Genomic DNA, 18,589 nt, shown 5'->3' with positions numbered 1-18,589 from the left:
CATCCTATGTAGGGCGACGCGCCGATCCGCAAAACTCAACTCCTATTGATCGACAGGGGCAGGGGCCTCGGCTCGCCGATTTTCAGTGCTTTCGCAGCGGCGCCCTGCAAATAACGGTGCAAATCCGCCGGGCGACGGTGCGGATTGCTGCGCGATCGGTGGCCACAAGCGCACATAAAATTTACGCTCACGCCCATGATTCCCAAGGCCGTATCTCCGAAGACGCCGTTTCAGCCCATGCCGGCAGCTCGCTGGGCAGGTCCCCAGACTTTTGCCGCGGACACCGCGGATGCGGCATTCATGGCGGGTGGCGCGCTCTATCCGCTCGACCAGATCGTTCGGGCCGAACCTGATTGGGCGGGCGCCTGGCGGCAGCGGCTAGCGCTGAAATGCGCGACGGCGGCTGTTCGGCTTGCGGGGCGTTCGGAAGACGAGGCGGGGCTGCGCGATGCCTGGCTGTTGCGCAAGCCGGGAGACGATCCCGGTCCGGCCGGTCAGATCCTTTCGGCCTGGAAGCGGCTTGCCTCGCGTTCGGCCGCGCTTGATGCGGAAATGCTGCAGACGGTAGCTGGCATGCTCGGCATCAAATGGGACGAGCCGCTGGCAACGCTCGCGCAGACTTTTGACGACCTCGGCCTCGCCGGATCAGCCGCGCCGTTCGCGGCCGCGGCGATCATCCGCGAGGCGCACACGATCCGCCCGGATGCCGAAGCGCTCGGCTGGTGGCTTGCCGATCTCCTTCTGGCGCAGAAGCTGCGCTGGCCCGTGCCCGTGCCGCTGTTGATGAGCCAGCGCTTTTCTTCGGTGTTCCGCGCCGAGGGCGGGCGTGGCCGCATCCGGCCCGGTGAAGAAGGGTTCGACCGGGCGATCTGCCTGGCCGTTGTACATGCCGCGACCGAAGCCGGCCGGCTGGCGGCAGACATTGCCCGGCGCGCCGAGCGGCTTGCCTTCGTCACGCCAAAGCTGCGCGCGAAAGGGGCGGAGGACGGGCTGCGCCTGCTGCTCTCCGATGACGCCGTTTCCGGCTCGCTGCAAACGCCGAACCTTTCCCGTTTCGCGTCGCGCCGGCTGTTCGAGCGGCTGCAGCAGCTGGAAGCGGTGCGCGAGCTTTCCGGCCGCCCAACCTTCCGCATCTACGGGCTCTGAGCATGGCGAAGCGGGCGCGGCAAATCGTCATCGACAAGGAGCTTCTCCACCTGACGCAGGAGGAGCGGCATCGCCAATGGGCGGCGCGGGTGGAGGCGGTGATCTTTGCCTCTTCCGAGCCCGTCACCCGGAAAGCGCTGGAGCGCGTCGTTGGAGAGGACTGCGATATCGAAGCGATCATCGAGGAGATCCGCGAGTCGCTCGGCGGCCGGCCTTATGAACTCGTCGCGGTCGCCGGCGGCTGGCAGCATCGCACCCGGCCGGAATTTGCCGATGTCATCCATGCTTCCGGTACTGCCAACGCACCGCCCGCGGATCTGACCGATCACCAGGCGCTGGTGCTGATGACGATCGGTTATTTCCAGCCGGTGACGCGCGCCGAAATTTCGAAGATTTTCGGGCGCGAGGTGAGCCGTGATACGATCGCGACGCTCCGGCAGCTCGGTTTCCTCGCCTCCGGCCCGCGCAGCCCGACGCCCGGTGCGCCTTATACCTATATCACCACGCCGGCCTTCCTCACCGCCTTCGGTTTCGACACACTCCGCGACCTTCCGGATGCGGAAATGCTGGAGGATGCCGGGTTGCTGACCCGCAAGCTGCCGGTCGACGATTTCGTCGAGCCGGAACTGGAAGATGACGACGATTAACGGCAGCGCTTGAAATGCGCGGAAATTGGGCTCATATTGAGCAACAGATGATCAAAACTGGATCAGGACTGCTCTCATGGCTCATGCTTTTGAAATCGGCGCCGCCGCTTTCCGTGAATCGCAATCCGCGCTTTTATCGGCGCGGCGGGTGTCCGATCTGCTCGGACTGACCCAGGCGGAACTCGCAAAACTGATCGGTGTCGCCCGCAATACGCTGACGGCCAAGAGCGGCGCCCGCAAGGTGGATCTGGCGCTCTCCCCGGTCGTGCGCATTCTGGCCATGGCGAGCGAGATGGCCGGCGACGAGAACCGCGCGGCGATCTGGTTCAAGCACCAGCCTATCCCGGGCTGGGCGGGCAAGACGGCTTACGACCTCGTCGGCGAAGGCAAGGCCGACAAGGTACTCGCCTACCTGGAGGCGGTACGCTCCGGCGTTTATGCCTGAATTGGCCCCGGAATCGGGCATCCTCTGGCGTGCCTATGTGCCGCGCTGGGCGCACGCGCCGCTTTCCGGCGACGGCGCTGCTCGCTTCGGCGGACGCTGGAACCCGGTCGGCGCAGCGACCATCTATGCGGCACGCGAGCTTTGCACCGCCTGGGCGGAGTATAATCAGGGTTTCGTCCAGCATCCGGCCCTGATCGCGCAGCTTCGGCTCGACGGCGCGCGGCTCGCGGATCTGACCAGCCCCCAGGTTCTGGCCGGTCTTGGCGTCGACGAGACAATCCACCACTGCGAATGGCGGGCCGATCTCGATGCCGGCCAGATACCGGCGACGCATCTCGTTGCAGAGAGGTTGCTCGATGATGGCTGCGACGGCGTTATCTATCCGTCCTTCATGTCGCCAGGCGGAACCTGCGTCGCCCTCTGGCGCTGGAACGGCAAGGATCAGCTGAAGCTCACGGTCACCGACCCCGACGGCCGGCTGCCGAAAAGCCCGGCTTCCTGGTTATAGTCGGGAAAAGCGACGTAGTTTCTCCCCGTAGCGTCGGTTCGACCACCGGGACGACCATCGCCGCCTGACGTCCCACCCACAGCTGTATGGAAAATACTCCGTTCAACCTTGGCATTTAAAATTTAGCGGAATGTAATGTTTTGGATGCATGATGGGCCGAGAGAAAGCGGTGCCTATGCAGCAGAACATCCGTATCACATCGCACGTCACGATCGTGCTGACATTGCTGACGGCCCTGACAGCGCTGCTTCTCGCCGGCTTCATGTGGCTTGCCTCGGTCAAGGTGGACGATTTCTCCTTGACCCGGCAGAAGGGTTACGTCGAACAGGGCCTCGACGAGCAGGTGAAAGCCGTACAGCATGAACTGGAAAGCGTCACGGCATGGAACGACGCGGTCCTGCTTGTCGCCAAGGACGATCACCCATGGATTGCCGACAATATCGGTATGTGGATGCACAAATATTTCAGCCATGACCGCACTTACGTGTTCAATGAGCGGGATGAGCTGGTCTTCGCTATGCGGGACGGCGAGGATATCGCGGCCCTGACCTTTCTCGGCGATGAAAAGGCTGCGGCTGCCTTGCGGGAAGACATCCGGGCGGCGCTCCGCAAACGGACCGCACCCGGCGATTCCAATCCCCCGGTGCTTGCCGAAATTTTCGCGGAGAAGATCCTCTCGATCGCCGGCCGGCCGGCTGTCGTCAGCGCAAGGCCGATCGTCCCGAGCAGCGACGAGGTCTCGCTGGATGCCGGCAAGGAATTCATTGCGGTTGCCGTAAGATTTCTGGATGCCAGCGCGGTCGAAAAAATCGCTCGTTATGCGCGGATCGAGACACTGCATTTTACCACCGACGCTGCCGAATCGACTGCGGCCATTCCGGTCATGGCCAGCGCCGGCTCGACGCTTGGATATATGGCTTGGCAGCCCATCCGGCCGGGCCTGATGCTCATCGAGAAAATCGCTCCGGTCGGCATTGCCGGCATCGTCGTGGCCATGGGCGTGGTGATCTTCCTGGGCCGTGGACTGCGCAAGACAACCCTCGACCTCTCCGAAAGCCGTCTGGCACTGATGCGCCACCGCGACCAGCTCGAAGAGGGCGTCAGGCTGCGGACGACGGAGATCGAGCGCCAGCGGGAGGAGCTGGACAGGCTCCTGGCGCAGGAGCGGCATGTGAACGCCCTGCAGCGTCAGTTCGTCACCATGGCTTCCCACGAGTTCCGCACCCCGCTTGCCATCATCGATGCCGCAGCGCAGCGCCTGTCGCGCACGAAAACAACCCAGAAGCCCGAATATGTGGAAGAGAAGTCGGCCCAGATCCGCGCCGCCGTGCTGCGCATGGTCGACCTGATGGAGAGCATCCTGTCGGCGGGCCGGCTGGAGACCGGTAAAACGACGCTGAAGCCGGAACGGCTCTCGCTGGCGGAAATCATCGAATCCTGCTGCGCCCGGCAGATGGACGTTCGCAAATCCCACAGAATTCACCGGGACCTTTCGCATCTGCCGCAGACGATCCTTGCCGATCGCACAACGATCGAACAGGTCTTCACCAACCTGCTTTCGAATGCCGTCAAATATGCCCCCCAGGCGCCGGATATCCATATCCGGACCTCGACGAAGAACGGCATGTCCTATGTGTCGATCCAGGATGCCGGCATCGGCATGGATGCCGAGGACCTGCCGAAGCTTTTCCAGCCCTATTACCGGGCCCGCAGCGCGACCGGGATTGCCGGCACCGGCATCGGGCTCAACCTCGTCAAGCAGATCGTCGACCTGCATGGCGGTTCGATTTCGGTCGAGAGCGTGCTCGGCCGGGGAACAACATTCACCGTGGCGCTCCCGAACAAGGGACCGCTCGCAAATCTCATCAAACGTGCAGCTTAGGGAATAGCAGGATGATTACCGTACTATGCATCGACGACGAAGCGGATATCCGCCAGCTCATCGTTGAAGAACTGACGGACGCCGGGTTTGCAACTTTGGAGGCCGCCAACGGGCAGGAGGGGCTGGAAGCCATCCTGTCCTATTGGCCGGACATCGTCATCTGCGACATTTCGATGCCCGTCATGGACGGTCACCAGCTCCTGGCAGAAATCCAGATGAACCACGCCGAGCTTTTCAACATCCCCTTCATCCTGCTGTCGGCCTTGACCGACAAGGACAATGTCCTGACGGGCCTGCGGGCAGGGGCGGCGGACTACCTGACCAAGCCGATCGATTTCGATCTTCTGCTGGCCAAGCTCGCCGGCTGCATCGCCCGCCTCGAGAACGACCGGGCTGTCGGCCGAGCACTTTGATCTTGAGGCAAGGCGGCGGAGTTCCTCTGCGGCCGCAGCTCAGGACGTAACTGCGAGTCCCGACCGGCGACCTGCCAGGAATCGGCGGATCGCAGGGTCCGTTTCGAGGCCGATGGCGCGCGCATAGGCGGCATCGGCTTCTTGTCTTCGGCCGCAGCGGGAAAGCAGGTCGGCGCGCGCCGCCCAATAGGGCTGGTAGCCGGCAAGGCGCTGGTCGCCGTTGACCGCATCGAGTGCCGCGAGCCCTTCCTCCACGCTTCGGCCGCTCGCGATCACCACGGCGCGGTTGACGGCAACCACCGGCGAGCCGGTCAACGCCCCCAAATGGCCGTAGAGGGTTTCAAGGATCGCCCAATCGGGCTGACGGCCGAAACGGCGGATCGCATGGGCCGATTGCACGGCGGCTTCCAATTGATAGCGGCCTATCCTTCCGCGGTGACTGGCGGTGAGCAGGATGTCTTCGGCCTCGTCGATCAGGGTCCTGTCCCAGGCGGCCGGGTCCTGTTCGGCGAGCGCTACATAATCGCCGGCCTCGGTCCGCCGCGCGCCGCGCCGGGCTTCGAGATGCAGCATCAGTGCCAGCAGGCCGAGCGCTTCCGGCTCGTCGGGCAGCATCACGGCCACCAGCCGGCCGAGCCAGATCGCCTCCTCCGCCAAACCGCGGCGGCGGGACGGGGCGGCAGCCGGATCGATCCAGCCTTCGGTGAAGGCCGCATAGATCGCCTCCAGAACCGCATCCAGCCGTTCGCTCATGTCGGCGCGTCCGGGCAGGCGGAGGGCGATGCCGGCGTCGCGGATCTTGGTTTTGGCGCGGACCAGTCGCTGCCCCATGGTAGCCGGTGGAACAAGGAAAGCGCTGGCGATCGTTGCCGCGTCGAAGCCGAGGATGGTCTGCAGGATCAGCGGCCCACGCATCCGGGCGTCGATCGCCGGATGGGCGCAGGCGAACATCAACCGCAGCCGCTCGTCCGGGATGTCCGCCTGCTCCTGATCGGAAAGCTCGTCGGACAGCAGCTTCAAATGATCCGCGGCGGCGGCACGCGTGCCCCCGCGCCTCATCGCATCGAGCTGCCTTCGGCGGGCGACCGTCAGCAGCCAGGCTTCGGGATTTTTCGGAATACCCATATTGGGCCAATCGGAAAGCGCCGAAGCGAAGGCTTCCGACAGTGCGTCCTCGGCACCCGCCAGGTCGCGGGTGCGGGCGGCGAGGAAGGCAACGAGCCGGCCGTAGGACTGGCGGGCGACGCGCTCGGCCTCGCCGGAAACTCCGTCCAAAACCTCGCCGCCGCCGACCATCGGCGTCACATCACCCACATCGGGCGCACTTCGATCGCGCCGTTGATCGCACCCGGGCATTTCGCTGCCCATTCGAGCGCGGCATCGAGATCAGGCACGTCGATGATGTAAAAGCCGCCCAGCTGTTCCTTGGTGTCGGCATAGGGGCCGTCCAGCACCTCGGTCTTGTTGCCTGTGACCCGTACCGTGCTTGCGGTCTCGGAGACCTGCAGCCGATCGCCGCCGACAAGCGCGCCGGATTTCTTCAGCGCTTCGGCATAAGCGATATAGGGGGCGGAATGGGCGCCGCTCTTGGCATCGGCAGCGAACCATGCTTCGTCGCGGTAGATCATCAGCATGTATTTCATGGCTTTTCTCCCTGGATGCGGCAGCCCGTCATCGGACTGCTACCCCAATGTCGTTCGAGAATAAGCCCGTTCGACACGGCCCGCGAAAATCTATCGCCGGCCGCGCATTTTGTCAGTCTCCCTTGGCGATCTCGTCGCGCTCGCGAAGATTGCGGGCGACCAGCCGACAAAGCTCGCGGAGCTGCTGGTAGCTTTCCTGCGGCAGGAAGGAAAAGACGTCCCGCTCGACGGCATCGGCTGCCGCGTCGCAGGCCTTGATCATCCGCTTGCCCTCGGTCGTCAGGCTCATGCGCAGGATGCGGCGGTTGGCCGGGTCTTCCTTGCGGGTGATGAGATTGCGGCGCTGCAGGCCGCCGATCAGCTCGTTCATCGTCTGCGGCGTCACGAAGAAACGGCGCGAGAGTTCGGCCGAGGAGAGACCCTCGCGGCTGCCGATGACGCTCAGCACCGTATATTGAATGCCGGTCATCTGCAGCGCCGACAACGCCACTTCCAGCCGGCTGCGGACGGCATGATTTGCCTGGTTCAGGAAGTAGATTGCCCGGGGCTGCTGCATCACCCAATCGCCGGTGCTTGCTTCTTCGGGCCTGACGTCTTCAGCCATCACGATGCGGTGACCTTCTTTAAACGGTTATATGAGCGGGGTAGCGGAGAAAGTGCAGCGGCACAAGTCGCGTTGCACAAAACCCTCAACTTACTGAGGCGCCGAGCCGCAGCGACAGGGACCTGGCGGCACGCAACGTTGCGGTCAGCGGCGGGGCGGAAGGCGCGATATCGAAGCCATCCTGCCGACCGAGCACGGTGACGACCGCTTTCAGATGCGAGCGGTGATCGAAGACGGGGGCGGCGACCGCCGAAAAATCCGGAACCGTGGACGGCAGCGTCGCGGCATAACCTTGGCTGCGCACCGTTGCGAGATCGGTTATGAAACGGGCGATCGAGCCCTCCGCTTCGCCGCCCTGGTGCATCATGGCGCGCAAGTGGTGTTCCCATTCGGCGTCCGGCAGGTTGGCCATGAAGACCCGACCGGTCGCCGTCGGCCACAGGCGGACCAGCGAACCGACCTTGATCTCGTAGACGCTGTCGGAGCGGCCCTCGATCTTGTCGACCACGACAGGCGCATCGCCGTTCCAGACCGCCAGCGTCACCGTCTCGCCGAGCTTGGCGGCAAGCTGCGAAATCGCCGCGCGGGCGAGGCTGAGGAAATCGGTGCGGGAAAGCGAGGCAAGCCCGAGCTGCAGCGCGGCATCGCCGAGATCGTAAAGGCCGGACAGCCGGTCCTGCGTGACGAAGCCGGTGCGCACCAGGCTGACCAGATAACCATGCGCCATGCTGGGCGTCATGCCGGCAGCAGCGGCGATGTCGTTCAGCCGCATGGCACGGCCAGCATGCCGAATCGCCGTCAGCACCTTCAGCCCCTTTTCAAGCGACTGGATGCCGGCGGCGCCCTTGATCTCCCGGTCCTTGCCTGCCGCTTTCTGGTTTACCGACGCGTCCATGACCTCTCCGCTTGACGTCCTCGTTCATCTTTATACAATATAACTGAATGATTTCAAGAATCTTGAAATCGCGCGAAGGATAGGGAGGAGACCTTGGCGGAATATCTGGTTTGTTCGGAGGATGAGATCGCCGATGGCGGCCGCAAGGTCGTCGCCTGCGGGGAGCGGGAGATCGGCATTTTTCGTGTGAAGGGTGCGCTGCACGCCTGGCACAACATGTGCCCGCATCGGCAGGGGCCGATCTGTCAGGGCCGCATCTATCCTCAAGTCATCGAGCCCGTCGATGAAAGGCAGGAGGTGCGGACGCTTCAATACAATGAAGAGAACATGCACGTCGCCTGTCCGTGGCACGGCTGGGAATTCAACCTGGAAACCGGCCGCAATGCCGGGCCGGCCAAATACCGCCTGCACCGCGCCGAACTGGCGATCCGGGAGGGGCAGATCTATGTCGTCCTCTGAACCCACTTTTCGCAGCAATCCCCTTGGGCGCAACGATCCCTATGGCTGGATCGAGGACGCCACCGCCGAGATCGAGAAGGCGACGGCCGAACTGCTGGAAAACGGCGAAGCATCGCGCGTCTCCGACGAGGCGGTGGCGCGGATGATGACTGCGGCGATCCGGCTTTACGTCGCCAAGAGCGACGGCGAGGAACGCACGTTCCGGCCGCTGACCGGCACCCGCGACGAGACGGTGACCGCCACCGAAGCGTTGTCTGCCGTGTCGGAAATCCTGCGCGCCCTGCATCTCGGGCCGATGGAACTGGCGCTCTGGTACCGGCGCCGGCCGGATGAACTTTGAGGCATAAAATCCACTCTTTCGCCTGAGGAGAGCGAACATGGATATTTCCAACAAGGATCGCGCCCGCGAATTGCCGGTGCAGCAGATCGACGTCTTCACCGATACGCGCGACATTCTAGCCCATGCCAACCGGGCCGCTAAGAAGCGTGGTTTCGAGGACTGGCTGATCTGCGACGTGGACGCCCACCACACCGAGACGATCTCCTGGCATGAACTGGTGCAATATATCGAGGACCCGGTCATCCGCCATCAGGCTATGCTCTTCCACGACGAGAAGATGGGCACCGCCTCCTACGGTTTGAACGGCGACATGGGCCTCAAATACCAGGATGTCGGCGGCCGCATTCCGCACCAGGCGGGCATCCGCGAAAAGGTCGAGGACGGGGTGCATCGCGATATCACGCTGTCGCGGCGGGCGATGAGCGCGCTCGGCGTCGACTATATGGTGCTGTTTCCGACGCCGATGCTGACGCTCGGCCTGCATCCACAGCCGGAAATGGAGGTCTATCTCGGCCGCGCCTATAACCGCTGGCTGATCGACAAGGTGCTCTCCAAGGACGACCGGCTGAAGACGCTCGCCTACCTGCCGTTCAACGTGCCGAAGGAAGCGGAACGCACCATCGAGGAATTTTCCGGCCAGCCGGGTGTCATCGGCTTCTGCGTTCCGTCCGTCCGCCACAAGGCGGTGCATCACAACGACTACATGCGTATCTATGCGATGCTCGAGGAGCGCAACCTGCCGATCGCCTTCCATGCCGCCTATCACTGGCAGGACCAGTCGCTTGCGACGATCAACCGCTTCCTCGGCATGCACGCGCTCGGTTTCGTCTGGTGCAACATGGTGCACATGACCAACTGGATCTTGAATGGCATTCCGGAGCGTTTCCCGAAGCTGAAGAGCATCTGGGTGGAAAGCGGGCTCGCCTGGATCCCCTTCCTGATGCAGCGGCTCGACGACCAGTACCTGATGCGCCCTTCCGAGGCGCCGCAGCTGAAAAAGCTGCCAAGTGACTACATGCGTGAAAACTGCTGGTACACCACCCAGCCGATGGAAACGGTGAACATGAAGGCGCTGCAATTGACGCTGGAGATGATCAACGCCGAGAGCCAGCTGTTGTTTGCTTCCGACTGGCCGCATTTCGATTTCGACCTGCCGCAGGAGATTTACGACCTGCCGTTCCTGAGCGAGCAGGCGAAACGGAATATCCTGGGGCTGAATGCGGCAAAGTTGTTCAATCTGGACCCGACGGTAAGGAAGAGTTTGTAGGGGCGGGGAAATCGGCAGGACGCACCGTCTCCGCCAAAGCTCCGAACGTTCATTCAAAAAGGCGATCTCACATGACCACTACCGGGGGCGATTCCATCGTCGCTTCATTGCGCGCTCACAATGTGGATACCGTCTTCGGCATACCGGGCGCCCAGCTCTACGGCCTGTTCGACGCCTTCCAGCGCGACGGCATGCGGGTGATCACGCCGCGGCACGAGCAGACATGCGCCTACATGGCGTTCGGCTATGCCCGAGCCTCGGGCAATCCCGGTGTCTATTCCGTCGTACCAGGCCCGGGCGTGCTCAACACGGGCGCTGCGCTTCTGACTGCCTGGGGCTGCAACGAGCCGGTTCTGTGTCTGACCGGGCAGGTTCCGACCGCGTTTCTCGGCAAGGGTCGCGGCCATCTGCACGAGATGCGCGACCAGCGCGCCGTGCTAGCCGGCATCGCCAAGTCCGCCGAACGCGCCGACAAGGCAGGGGATGTTTCCGCTGCTATCGCCCACGCGTTTCGCGAGATGCGCTCGCTCAAACCGGGCCCGGCGACGGTCGAAATGCCCTGGGAACAGTTCGTGGCGGAGGGCGAATTCGAGATCGCCCGGCCGCTCGAAAACCATCCGGATCCGATAGCCGACGTGGCGATCGATGAGGCGGCGGCTGTGGTCGGCAGGGCGGAACGGCCGATGATCTTCGTCGGCCCCGGCGCATTCGAGGCCCGCGACGAGGTGCTGCGGCTTGCGGAAATGCTGCATGCGCCGGTGGTCGGCTTTCGCTCCGGGCGCGGCGTGGTTTCCAACCGCCACGAACTCGGCCTCACCATTGCCGAAGCGCGAAAGCTCTGGCCGGCGGTCGATTGCGTCATCGGCATCGGCACCCGGCTCGAGGTGCCGAGCTGGCGCTGGAAGCCGAGAGCCGATGTGCCGGTGGTGCGGCTGGAAATCGACGCGGAGGAGTTGACCCGCACACCGGAGGCCCTCGGCGTACTCGGCCGGGCGAAGACCTCCCTCACAGCGCTGCTTGGCGAGATCAAGCCGCGGACCCTTTCCAGCGATTGGCAGGAATCGATCCGAAAGGCGCGCGCGGAGACGGCGCAAGCCATCCAGGAAATTTCGCCGCATTACGAATATCTGCAAGCGATCCGCGCAGCCCTTCCGGATGACGGCATCCTCGTCGAAGAGGTCTGCCAGTCCGGTTTCGCCTCCTGGTACTGCTATCCGGTCTACGAACCACGCACCTTCATCTCGACCGGCTTCCAGGGCACACTCGGTTTCGGCTTTCCGACCGCGCTTGGCGTCAAGGTCGCCCGGTCGGACGTGCCGGTCGTATCGATATCAGGCGATGGCGGCTTCATGTTCGCCGCCCAGGAGCTGGCGACCGCCGCCCAATACGGCATCGACGTCATCACCGTCGTCTTCAACAATTCCGCCTTCGGCAACGTGAAGCGCGACCAGAGCGAAGCATTTGGCGGACGGCTGATCGGCTCGGAGCTGAAGAACCCCGATTTCGACAAGCTCGCCGCCGCCTTCCATGTGGATTTCGCCCGGGTGAGCGCGCCGGAGGATCTCCGCACGGCAATCGAGACCGCGATTACGCGTGGCGGGCCGTGGCTGATCGAAGTGCCGCTGTCGCTCGAAAGCGAAGTAAGCCCCTGGAAGTTCATCCACGGGTAATCCGTCGATGACGAATTCCGTTCTACATGGACGAAAAGGCCTATCGTCATGGCAGGGAGCCGTATAAAGTCGGCTCCAAGATTTCGATCCGGGGAGGGCATCGTTTCCGTGACATCAGACCAGAAAACCATCCGTATCGTTGTGCTGACGGCGGTCCTGCCGGTTTCGGTGGTCTCGACGCTCGAAGGCATGGGCGGGCGGCAAATGTCGGTCGCGGACGTAGCCGCAGGCAGCGAAATACCGGGCGTGCAGGTGCTGGTCACCGATCCGGGCGTCGGCGCCAACGCGGACATACTCGCAAAATTCCCGGACCTGAAGCTGGTCGCCTGTTACGGCATCGGCATCGACTCGATCCATATGCCGACCGTCAAGGCACGTGGCATCGGCATTTCCAATACGCCGGGCCTGCTGACCGAGGATGTCGCTGACCTCGCCATGGCGCTGATGCTGGCTTCCGCCCGCGATATCGTGCCCCAGACCCAATATATCCGCGACGGCCGATGGACGACGATCGCGGCAAAAGTTCCGCTCGGCCGGTCGCTCAAGAACAAGGCGATCGGCATTGTCGGGCTCGGCAATATCGGCGCGGCGATTGCAGAACGCGCCGCCGCTTTCCGCATGCGGGTTTCGTATCATGGTCCACGGCAGAAACCTGTCCCCTATACCTACATGCCGGACCTCGTCGCGATGGCGACGGAGAGCGATTTTCTCGTCGTCGCCAGCCGCGGCGGCGAGGACACCAGGAAGATCGTCAACCGCGAAGTGCTGGAGGCGCTCGGACCCGAGGGCACGCTGGTCAACGTCTCGCGCGGTTCGATCGTCGACGAGGCGGCGCTGGTGGAGGCGCTCAGAACCGGCAAGCTCGGCTTTGCGGCGTTGGACGTGTTCGCCAACGAGCCGAGGGTTTCAGAAAAGCTGCTGTGGATGCCGAATGTCATCATGACGCCGCACCAGGGCAGCGCTACCGCGGAAACTCGCCTCGCCATGGCCCTTTTGCTGGTCGAGAATGTCCAAGCGTTTTTCAAGGGAACGCCGTTGCCGACGCCGGTGGTTCCGATTGCAATCTGGGCTTTTGAACTCTAGCCTTTGAACTCTGGGGAGGACGTCACATGGCATTTCAACGTCACGTCATCGGACTGGCAGGACAGGACCAATCCGGCGAAGTCATTACCGAGTTCGACCGCGCCTCGGTCACCGACGAGGAATGGGCCGTCCGCGTCGATCTCGCCGCCGCCTATCGTCTCGCGGCACTCTACGGCTGGGACGACCTCATCTACACGCATATCTCCGCCCGCGTCCCGGGCACCGAAAACCACTTCCTGATCAATCCGTTCGGGATGGCCTTCGACGAGATCAAGGCGAGCAACCTCGTCAAGATCGACCACGAGGCGAAGATCATCGGCAAGTCGGACTATCCGGTGAACGGCGCCGGTTTCGTCATCCACCACGCCGTGCACAAGGCGCGCCACGAGCTCAACTGCGTCATGCATTTGCATACCGAGGCGGGCATGGCGCTTTCCATGCTCGATTGCGGCCTCTTGCCGCTCTCCCAGCATTCGATGTTCTTCTACAACCGCATCGGCTATCACGGCTACGAGGGCCTAGCCCTCAACATGGAAGAGCAGGAGCGCCTGATCCACGATCTCGGCCCGCACAAGAACATGATCCTCAAGAACCACGGCACGCTGACCTCGGGCGAAAGCGTCGGCGAGGCGTTCGTCTGGACCTTCTGGCTGGAAAAGGCCGCCCGCGCCCAGCTCGCCGCCATGGCCGCCCAGCCGCAGGGCCTCACGATCCCGCAAGAGAAGATCGCCGAACTGACCGCGCATATGTACGAGATGTCGCCGGCCAAGCCGGGGCTGAAAGAATGGCCGGCGATGCTGCGAAAACTGGATAGGATCGATCCGAGCTATCGCGATTGACATCCGAAATGCCCGCTTGCCGGGAACTGGCAGATCTTCCTGTCATTCTCCGCAACGAAAAAAGCCGGCGTTTCCGCCGGCTTTTTTATCTGCTTCAGCAGGTCTTACTGCTGCGGGATCTGGGCGATCGCCACGTAGTCCTTCCACTCCGCGATCGTCTTGATCATCAGAGCCTGGGCTTCGGCCGGGGTAGAGATGTAGGGGTCGCCACCCTGATCAGCCAGGAACTTCTGGGTTTCCGGCTGCTGCAGAACGGTGTTGAACCAGCCGTTGATCTTGGTGGTGATGTCTTCCGGCGTGCCCTTGGCAACCATGGCACCCCACCAGCCGAGCTGGTCGACGTCAAAGCCCTGTTCCTTCAGGGTCGGAATGCTGGGAGCACCCTTCATGCGTTCCGGCGAACCAACGCCGAGAAGACGGAAACGGCCTTCGCGCTGCTGCGAGAGGGCGAAGACTGGGTCGTAGGAACCGAAGTCCATTGCGCCGCTGGTGATGTCGTTGAGCGAGTCGGCAGCGGTCTTGTACTGGACGGAAACGGTTTCGAGGCCGGCCTTCTGCTTGTAGACTTCGGCCATGACCTTGCCCGAGGTGGCGTTGACGGCGTAGGAGCCACCGTCGCCCTTTGCCTTCATGGCGGCGGTCAGTTCCTTCAGGTCCTTGTAGGGCGCGTCCTTGGCGACGGCGATCATGAAGGCCTGCTTGTTGATGGTCGCGATCGTCATCAGGTCCTTGCCGACGTCGATCGGCGGCTTCTTCATGATCCACATGTTACCGGCGATCGAGTTGCCGGAGTGAACGAAGATCGTGTAGCCATCCGGCTTGGAGCGCGAGGTGTATTCAGCAGCGATGTTGCTGAGTGCGCCCGGCTTGTTTTCGACGATGATCGTGGCGCCCGCGATCTTGGACACCTTGTCCGCAAAATAGCGGACGAGAACGTCGGCGCCTGAACCTGCCGGGAAGGCGCAGACGAAGGTGACCGTCTGCTCCGGATAAGCGGCCTGAGCGGGCGTAACGTTTGCAATCTGTGCGACCGCCAGCATCGCCATGGCGGCGGTGGCTTGGGCGATCTTCTTAAGCCATTTTGTCACTTTTCATCTCCTATGGCGGTTCGTAAGGGTCCCTGCGAAAGGGCCTGCCGCACTATGGCGACAGGGTCTTTCGAATCGGTTGATTAATTTTGCGGAATCTTGGCCATGGCCACATACGTCTTCCACTCCTCGACCGTCTTGGCGAGCAGTGCCTGGCCCTCTTCCGGGGTGCCGACATAGACGTCGCCGCCGAATTTCGCGAGGAAGGCGACGGTATCGGGCTGGGCCAGGATTTCGTTGAACAGCGCGTTGATCTTGTCGACCACCGGCTTCGGCGTGGCTTTCGGAACGAAAGAACCCCACCAGCCGAGCTGGTCGATATCGTAGCCCTGTTCCTTGGCGGTCGGGATGTCGGGCAGCGACTTCAGCCGGATCGGCGAACCGGTCGCCAGGATCCGGATACGCTTTTCGTTGGCCTGCGACAGGGCGAAGACGGGATCGTGGACGCCGTAGTCGATGGAGCCGCTCAGCATGTCGTTGAGTGAATCCTTGGCGTCCTTGAAACTGATCTCGACCGGGTCGACGCCGGCTTTCTGCTTGTAGATTTCGCCGAGGACCTTGCCGGAGGTCGCAGCCGTCGCGTAGCTGGCGTTGTTGCCCTTCTTTTTCAGGGATTCCGTCAGCGCCTTCATGTCCTTGATCGGGCTGTCGTAAGCCACGACGAACATGAAGGCCTGCTTGTTGATGAAGGACGTCGTCTGCAGTTCCTTGACGACATCGACCGGCGGCGCCTTGAACAGCGACATGTTGGCCGCCGTCGAGGTGCCGGAATGGACGTAGATCGTATATCCGTCCGGCTTGGCGCGGGCGGTGTACATAGCGGCGATGTTGCCGGCAGCTCCCGGCTTGTTTTCCACGATCACCATCTGACCGGAGACCTTGGCGAACTTTTCGGCAAAGAAACGGACCAGAACGTCCGCGCCGGAGCCGGCCGGGAAGGCGCAGACGAATGTGATCTGGCCGTTCGGATAGGCACCCTGCGCGAATGCACCAAAGGATGCGAGCGCCGCGACGGCGGTGGTCGCCATCATCAGGTTTCTGCGTGAGATTTCAGTGGTCATCGGCACAAGTTCCTCCCTTGAACGCCCCAGTCATTCCCATAAAAGGTTCCCGTGAAGCCTGTCGAACAGGCCTCAGTTTTGCGGAATCTTCGCAAGCGCCACATAGCCACGCCACTCCTCGACGGTCTTCACAAGAAGCTCGTCGACCTCCTTCGGCGTACCTTTGTAGACGTCTCCGCCGAACTTGTTCAGGAAGGCTTCCGTTTCCGGCTTGTCGAGCACTTCCTGGAACAGCGAATTCAGCTTCATGACGATATCGTCCGGGGTCTTGGCCGGCACGAATACACCCCACCATCCAAGCTGGTCGACATTGAGGCCGTATTCCTTGACGGCTGGAATCTCGGGCGTCGACTTCATGCGCTGCGGCGAGCCGACCGCAAGCAGCCTCAAGCGCCCCTCGCGCTGCTGGCTGAGGGCGAAGACCGGGTCGAGCGCTGCGAAATCGAGCTGGCCGCTGGTGATGTCGTTCAGGGAATCCGGGCCGGTCTTGTAGGCGACTTCGGTTGCCGAGACCCCCGCGAGCTGCAGGTAGACTTCGGCGAGGACCTTGCCCGAGGTTGCCGTTGAGCCGTAGGTGGCATCACCGCCCTTGGCCTTCAGATGCTCGGTAAGCTGCTTCATATCCTTGATCGGGCTGTCGGCCGCGACCGCGATCATGAAGGGTTGCTTGTTGATGAACTGGACGCCGCGCAACGCCTGGGTGACGTCGATCGACGGTTTCTTGAACAACGACATGTTGGCCGCGGTCGACGTGCCGGAATGGACGTAGACCGTGTAGCCGTCGGGTTTGGCGCGGCTGACATATTCGGCGGCGATATTGCCGTTGGCGCCCGGCTTGTTCTCGACGATCACCGTTTGCTTGGAGACCGCCGCCACCTTCTCGGAAAAGAAGCGGACCAGAACGTCGGCGCCGCTGCCGGCCGGAAAGGCGCATACGAAAGTGATCGTGGCGCTGGGATAGCTGGATTGTGCGAACGAGACACCCGGCAGAACGGCGGCCATCGTGGCCGCCGCAAGCAGCGTGCGTCTTGTCAGTTTCAGATGTCGTTCAGTCATTGGCTCCTCCTCCAAAACTGCTGCGGAATGTGTGTTATTCCTCCTGAAACGCCTCCTCGCGTGTCTTTCGGAACTGCGGCAAGACGATCAGGCCGATCATCAGAAGCGTGGCGACCAGAAGCGTCGCGGAAATCGGGCGATCAATGAAGATCGACGGGTTGCCGCGCGAAATGACCAGCGAACGCCTGAGGTTCTCCTCCATCAGCGGCCCGAGAATGAAACCGAGCACCATCGGTGCCGGCTCGCAGCCGAGCTTGTGAAGGACGTAACCGAACACCGTGAAGACGATCATCAGAACCATCATGAACGGTTCGGTGCTGGTCGAGTACACGCCGATCGCGCAGAACAGCAGGATTGCCGGGTAGAGCAGCCGGTAGGGAACCGACAGCAGCTTCACCCAGATGCCGATCATCGGCAGGTTGATGACGACGAGCATCAGGTTGCCGATCCACATCGAGGCGACCATGCCCCAGAAGAGGTCGGGACGGGTGGTCATGACGGCAGCGCCCGGCTGGATGCCCTGGATGATCATCGCACCCATCATGATCGCCATGATCGGGTTCGACGGAATGCCGAGCGTCAGGAGCGGGATGAATGACGTCTGGGCAGCGGCGTTGTTGGCCGATTCCGGACCTGCGACGCCTTCCACGGCGCCGTGACCGAACTTGCGGGGGTTCTTGGAGATCTTCTTTTCCAGCGTGTAGCTGGCAAAGGAGGCGAGAACCGCGCCCCCGCCCGGCAGGATGCCGAGGATCGAGCCGAGGCCGGTGCCGCGCAGGACCGCCGGAATAGAGTCCCGAAATTCCTGCTTGTTGGGCCACAGATCGCGCATGCGGGTGCTGATCGTTTCGCGCGGCGGCGGCGGGTTTTCAAGGTTGCGGATGATTTCCACGATACCGAAGAGACCGAGAACCAGCGGCAGGAAGTCGATACCCTCCCAGAGACCCGACAGGCTGAACGTGTAGCGGGTGAGACCGGTGTTGATATCGGTGCCGACGAGCCCGAGCAGCAGTCCCATCAGGACCATGGCGACCGCCTTGAGGACGGAGCCGTGGGCGAGCACGATCGCCATGACGAGGCCGAGCAGCATCAGCGCGAAATAGTCCGGCGAGTTGAACTGCTGGGCGATCGAAGCGAGCGGCGGGCCGAAGGCGGCGATGAAGACCGTACCGACCGTACCGGCGAAGAACGAGCCGAGAGCGGCGATCGCGAGTGCTGCACCGGCGCGGCCCTTGCGGGCCATCTGGTGACCTTCGATACAGGTGACCACCGAGGATGCCTCGCCGGGCATGTTGACCAGGATCGAGGTGGTCGAACCGCCGTACTGCGCACCGTAGTAGATGCCGGCGAGCATGATCAGCGACGACAGCGGATCGAGGCCGAAGGTGATCGGCAGGAGGATGGCGAGCGCGGGGATGGGTCCGATGCCAGGGAGAACGCCGATCAGCGTGCCGAGAACGGTGCCGATCAGACAGAACATCAGATTTTCCAGCGAGCCCGCCGCCATGAAGCCGGTTGCGAGGTGTTCAAAAACTTCCATTGC

At 62.8% G+C, this 18,589-nt stretch carries 20 protein-coding genes; 12 read left to right on the top strand and 8 right to left on the bottom strand.

Annotated features, from left to right (window positions below; genetic code table 11):
• Nucleotides 1-237 precede the first annotated feature (237 nt).
• From RG540_RS23040 to RG540_RS23015, 6 genes are all read left to right on the top strand, one after another.
• Nucleotides 238-1,146, top strand: coding sequence for a DUF1403 family protein (locus RG540_RS23040; protein ID WP_046599296.1), 909 nt, complete (start codon nucleotides 238-240; stop codon nucleotides 1,144-1,146).
• A gap of 2 nt (nucleotides 1,147-1,148) precedes the next feature.
• Entirely contained in the window at nucleotides 1,149-1,793 is a 645-nt protein-coding gene (scpB, locus tag RG540_RS23035) for an SMC-Scp complex subunit ScpB (RefSeq protein ID WP_041363856.1), read from the top strand.
• 76 nt (nucleotides 1,794-1,869) lie between these two features.
• Nucleotides 1,870-2,238: an antitoxin Xre/MbcA/ParS toxin-binding domain-containing protein gene (locus tag RG540_RS23030; RefSeq protein WP_041363855.1), complete on the top strand. Its 369-nt coding sequence runs from the start codon at nucleotides 1,870-1,872 to the stop codon at nucleotides 2,236-2,238.
• Entirely contained in the window at nucleotides 2,231-2,746 is a 516-nt protein-coding gene (locus tag RG540_RS23025; protein ID WP_041363854.1) for an RES family NAD+ phosphorylase, read from the top strand. Before RG540_RS23030 ends, RG540_RS23025 begins: the two co-directional genes overlap by 8 nt.
• Before the next feature lie 175 nt (nucleotides 2,747-2,921).
• The gene (locus RG540_RS23020) at nucleotides 2,922-4,628 is read left to right on the top strand and encodes a sensor histidine kinase (RefSeq protein WP_041363852.1); all 1,707 of its coding nucleotides are present in this window, start codon (nucleotides 2,922-2,924) and stop codon (nucleotides 4,626-4,628) included.
• 11 nt (nucleotides 4,629-4,639) lie between these two features.
• Nucleotides 4,640-5,041 carry a response regulator gene (locus tag RG540_RS23015; protein ID WP_040123958.1) on the top strand — a complete coding sequence of 134 codons (402 nt, stop codon included), beginning with the start codon at nucleotides 4,640-4,642 and terminating at the stop codon, nucleotides 5,039-5,041.
• Between the two features lie 39 nt (nucleotides 5,042-5,080).
• On the opposite strand, the gene RG540_RS23010 is transcribed toward RG540_RS23015, so the two are convergent.
• From RG540_RS23010 to RG540_RS22995, 4 genes are all read right to left on the bottom strand, one after another.
• Nucleotides 5,081-6,337, bottom strand: coding sequence for an RNA polymerase sigma factor (locus RG540_RS23010; protein WP_041363851.1), 1,257 nt, complete (start codon nucleotides 6,335-6,337; stop codon nucleotides 5,081-5,083).
• Between the two features lie 5 nt (nucleotides 6,338-6,342).
• Nucleotides 6,343-6,684 carry a YciI family protein gene (locus RG540_RS23005; protein ID WP_041363850.1) on the bottom strand — a complete coding sequence of 114 codons (342 nt, stop codon included), beginning with the start codon at nucleotides 6,682-6,684 and terminating at the stop codon, nucleotides 6,343-6,345.
• Nucleotides 6,685-6,796: 112 nt separating this feature from the next.
• Nucleotides 6,797-7,288: a MarR family winged helix-turn-helix transcriptional regulator gene (locus RG540_RS23000; RefSeq protein WP_041363849.1), complete on the bottom strand. Its 492-nt coding sequence runs from the start codon at nucleotides 7,286-7,288 to the stop codon at nucleotides 6,797-6,799.
• An 85-nt stretch (nucleotides 7,289-7,373) separates the two neighbouring features.
• Nucleotides 7,374-8,183 (bottom strand): IclR family transcriptional regulator, encoded by an 810-nt coding sequence (locus tag RG540_RS22995; protein WP_051909706.1) that lies wholly within the window; start codon nucleotides 8,181-8,183, stop codon nucleotides 7,374-7,376.
• Nucleotides 8,184-8,276: 93 nt separating this feature from the next.
• On the opposite strand from RG540_RS22995, the gene RG540_RS22990 reads away from it, so the two are divergent.
• The 6 genes from RG540_RS22990 (at nucleotide 8,277) to RG540_RS22965 (ending at nucleotide 13,841) form a co-directional block, all read left to right on the top strand.
• Nucleotides 8,277-8,642 carry a Rieske (2Fe-2S) protein gene (locus RG540_RS22990; RefSeq protein WP_037084914.1) on the top strand — a complete coding sequence of 122 codons (366 nt, stop codon included), beginning with the start codon at nucleotides 8,277-8,279 and terminating at the stop codon, nucleotides 8,640-8,642.
• On the top strand, nucleotides 8,629-8,982 hold the full coding sequence (locus RG540_RS22985) for a hypothetical protein (protein ID WP_041363848.1): 354 nt from the start codon (nucleotides 8,629-8,631) through the stop codon (nucleotides 8,980-8,982). Before RG540_RS22990 ends, RG540_RS22985 begins: the two co-directional genes overlap by 14 nt.
• A 37-nt stretch (nucleotides 8,983-9,019) precedes the next feature.
• Nucleotides 9,020-10,249: an amidohydrolase family protein gene (locus RG540_RS22980; RefSeq protein ID WP_051909705.1), complete on the top strand. Its 1,230-nt coding sequence runs from the start codon at nucleotides 9,020-9,022 to the stop codon at nucleotides 10,247-10,249.
• A gap of 71 nt (nucleotides 10,250-10,320) precedes the next feature.
• Complete coding sequence (locus RG540_RS22975) at nucleotides 10,321-11,919, top strand: thiamine pyrophosphate-dependent enzyme (RefSeq protein ID WP_041363847.1); 1,599 nt, start codon at nucleotides 10,321-10,323, stop codon at nucleotides 11,917-11,919.
• A 108-nt stretch (nucleotides 11,920-12,027) separates the two neighbouring features.
• Nucleotides 12,028-13,002, top strand: coding sequence for a 2-hydroxyacid dehydrogenase (locus RG540_RS22970; protein ID WP_051909704.1), 975 nt, complete (start codon nucleotides 12,028-12,030; stop codon nucleotides 13,000-13,002).
• A 26-nt stretch (nucleotides 13,003-13,028) separates the two neighbouring features.
• The gene (locus tag RG540_RS22965) at nucleotides 13,029-13,841 is read left to right on the top strand and encodes a class II aldolase/adducin family protein (protein ID WP_080725054.1); all 813 of its coding nucleotides are present in this window, start codon (nucleotides 13,029-13,031) and stop codon (nucleotides 13,839-13,841) included.
• 104 nt (nucleotides 13,842-13,945) lie between these two features.
• Here the strand turns inward: RG540_RS22965 and RG540_RS22960 are convergent, their stop codons facing one another.
• The 4 genes from RG540_RS22960 to RG540_RS22945 form a co-directional block, all read right to left on the bottom strand.
• Nucleotides 13,946-14,929 carry a Bug family tripartite tricarboxylate transporter substrate binding protein gene (locus RG540_RS22960; RefSeq protein ID WP_041363845.1) on the bottom strand — a complete coding sequence of 328 codons (984 nt, stop codon included), beginning with the start codon at nucleotides 14,927-14,929 and terminating at the stop codon, nucleotides 13,946-13,948.
• A gap of 83 nt (nucleotides 14,930-15,012) precedes the next feature.
• Complete coding sequence (locus tag RG540_RS22955) at nucleotides 15,013-15,990, bottom strand: Bug family tripartite tricarboxylate transporter substrate binding protein (protein ID WP_041363843.1); 978 nt, start codon at nucleotides 15,988-15,990, stop codon at nucleotides 15,013-15,015.
• Between the two features lie 72 nt (nucleotides 15,991-16,062).
• Nucleotides 16,063-17,046, bottom strand: coding sequence for a Bug family tripartite tricarboxylate transporter substrate binding protein (locus RG540_RS22950; protein WP_041363842.1), 984 nt, complete (start codon nucleotides 17,044-17,046; stop codon nucleotides 16,063-16,065).
• A gap of 34 nt (nucleotides 17,047-17,080) precedes the next feature.
• Nucleotides 17,081-18,586 carry a tripartite tricarboxylate transporter permease gene (locus tag RG540_RS22945; protein WP_041363841.1) on the bottom strand — a complete coding sequence of 502 codons (1,506 nt, stop codon included), beginning with the start codon at nucleotides 18,584-18,586 and terminating at the stop codon, nucleotides 17,081-17,083.
• Nucleotides 18,587-18,589: the final 3 nt, after the last annotated feature.

Origin of the sequence: Neorhizobium galegae bv. orientalis str. HAMBI 540 (assembly GCF_000731315.1) — a bacterium.
In the GTDB taxonomy this organism is placed as follows: domain Bacteria; phylum Pseudomonadota; class Alphaproteobacteria; order Rhizobiales; family Rhizobiaceae; genus Neorhizobium; species Neorhizobium galegae.
Note: the sequence above shows the minus strand (reverse complement) of the source record. Positions and strands in the feature narration are given on the sequence as shown.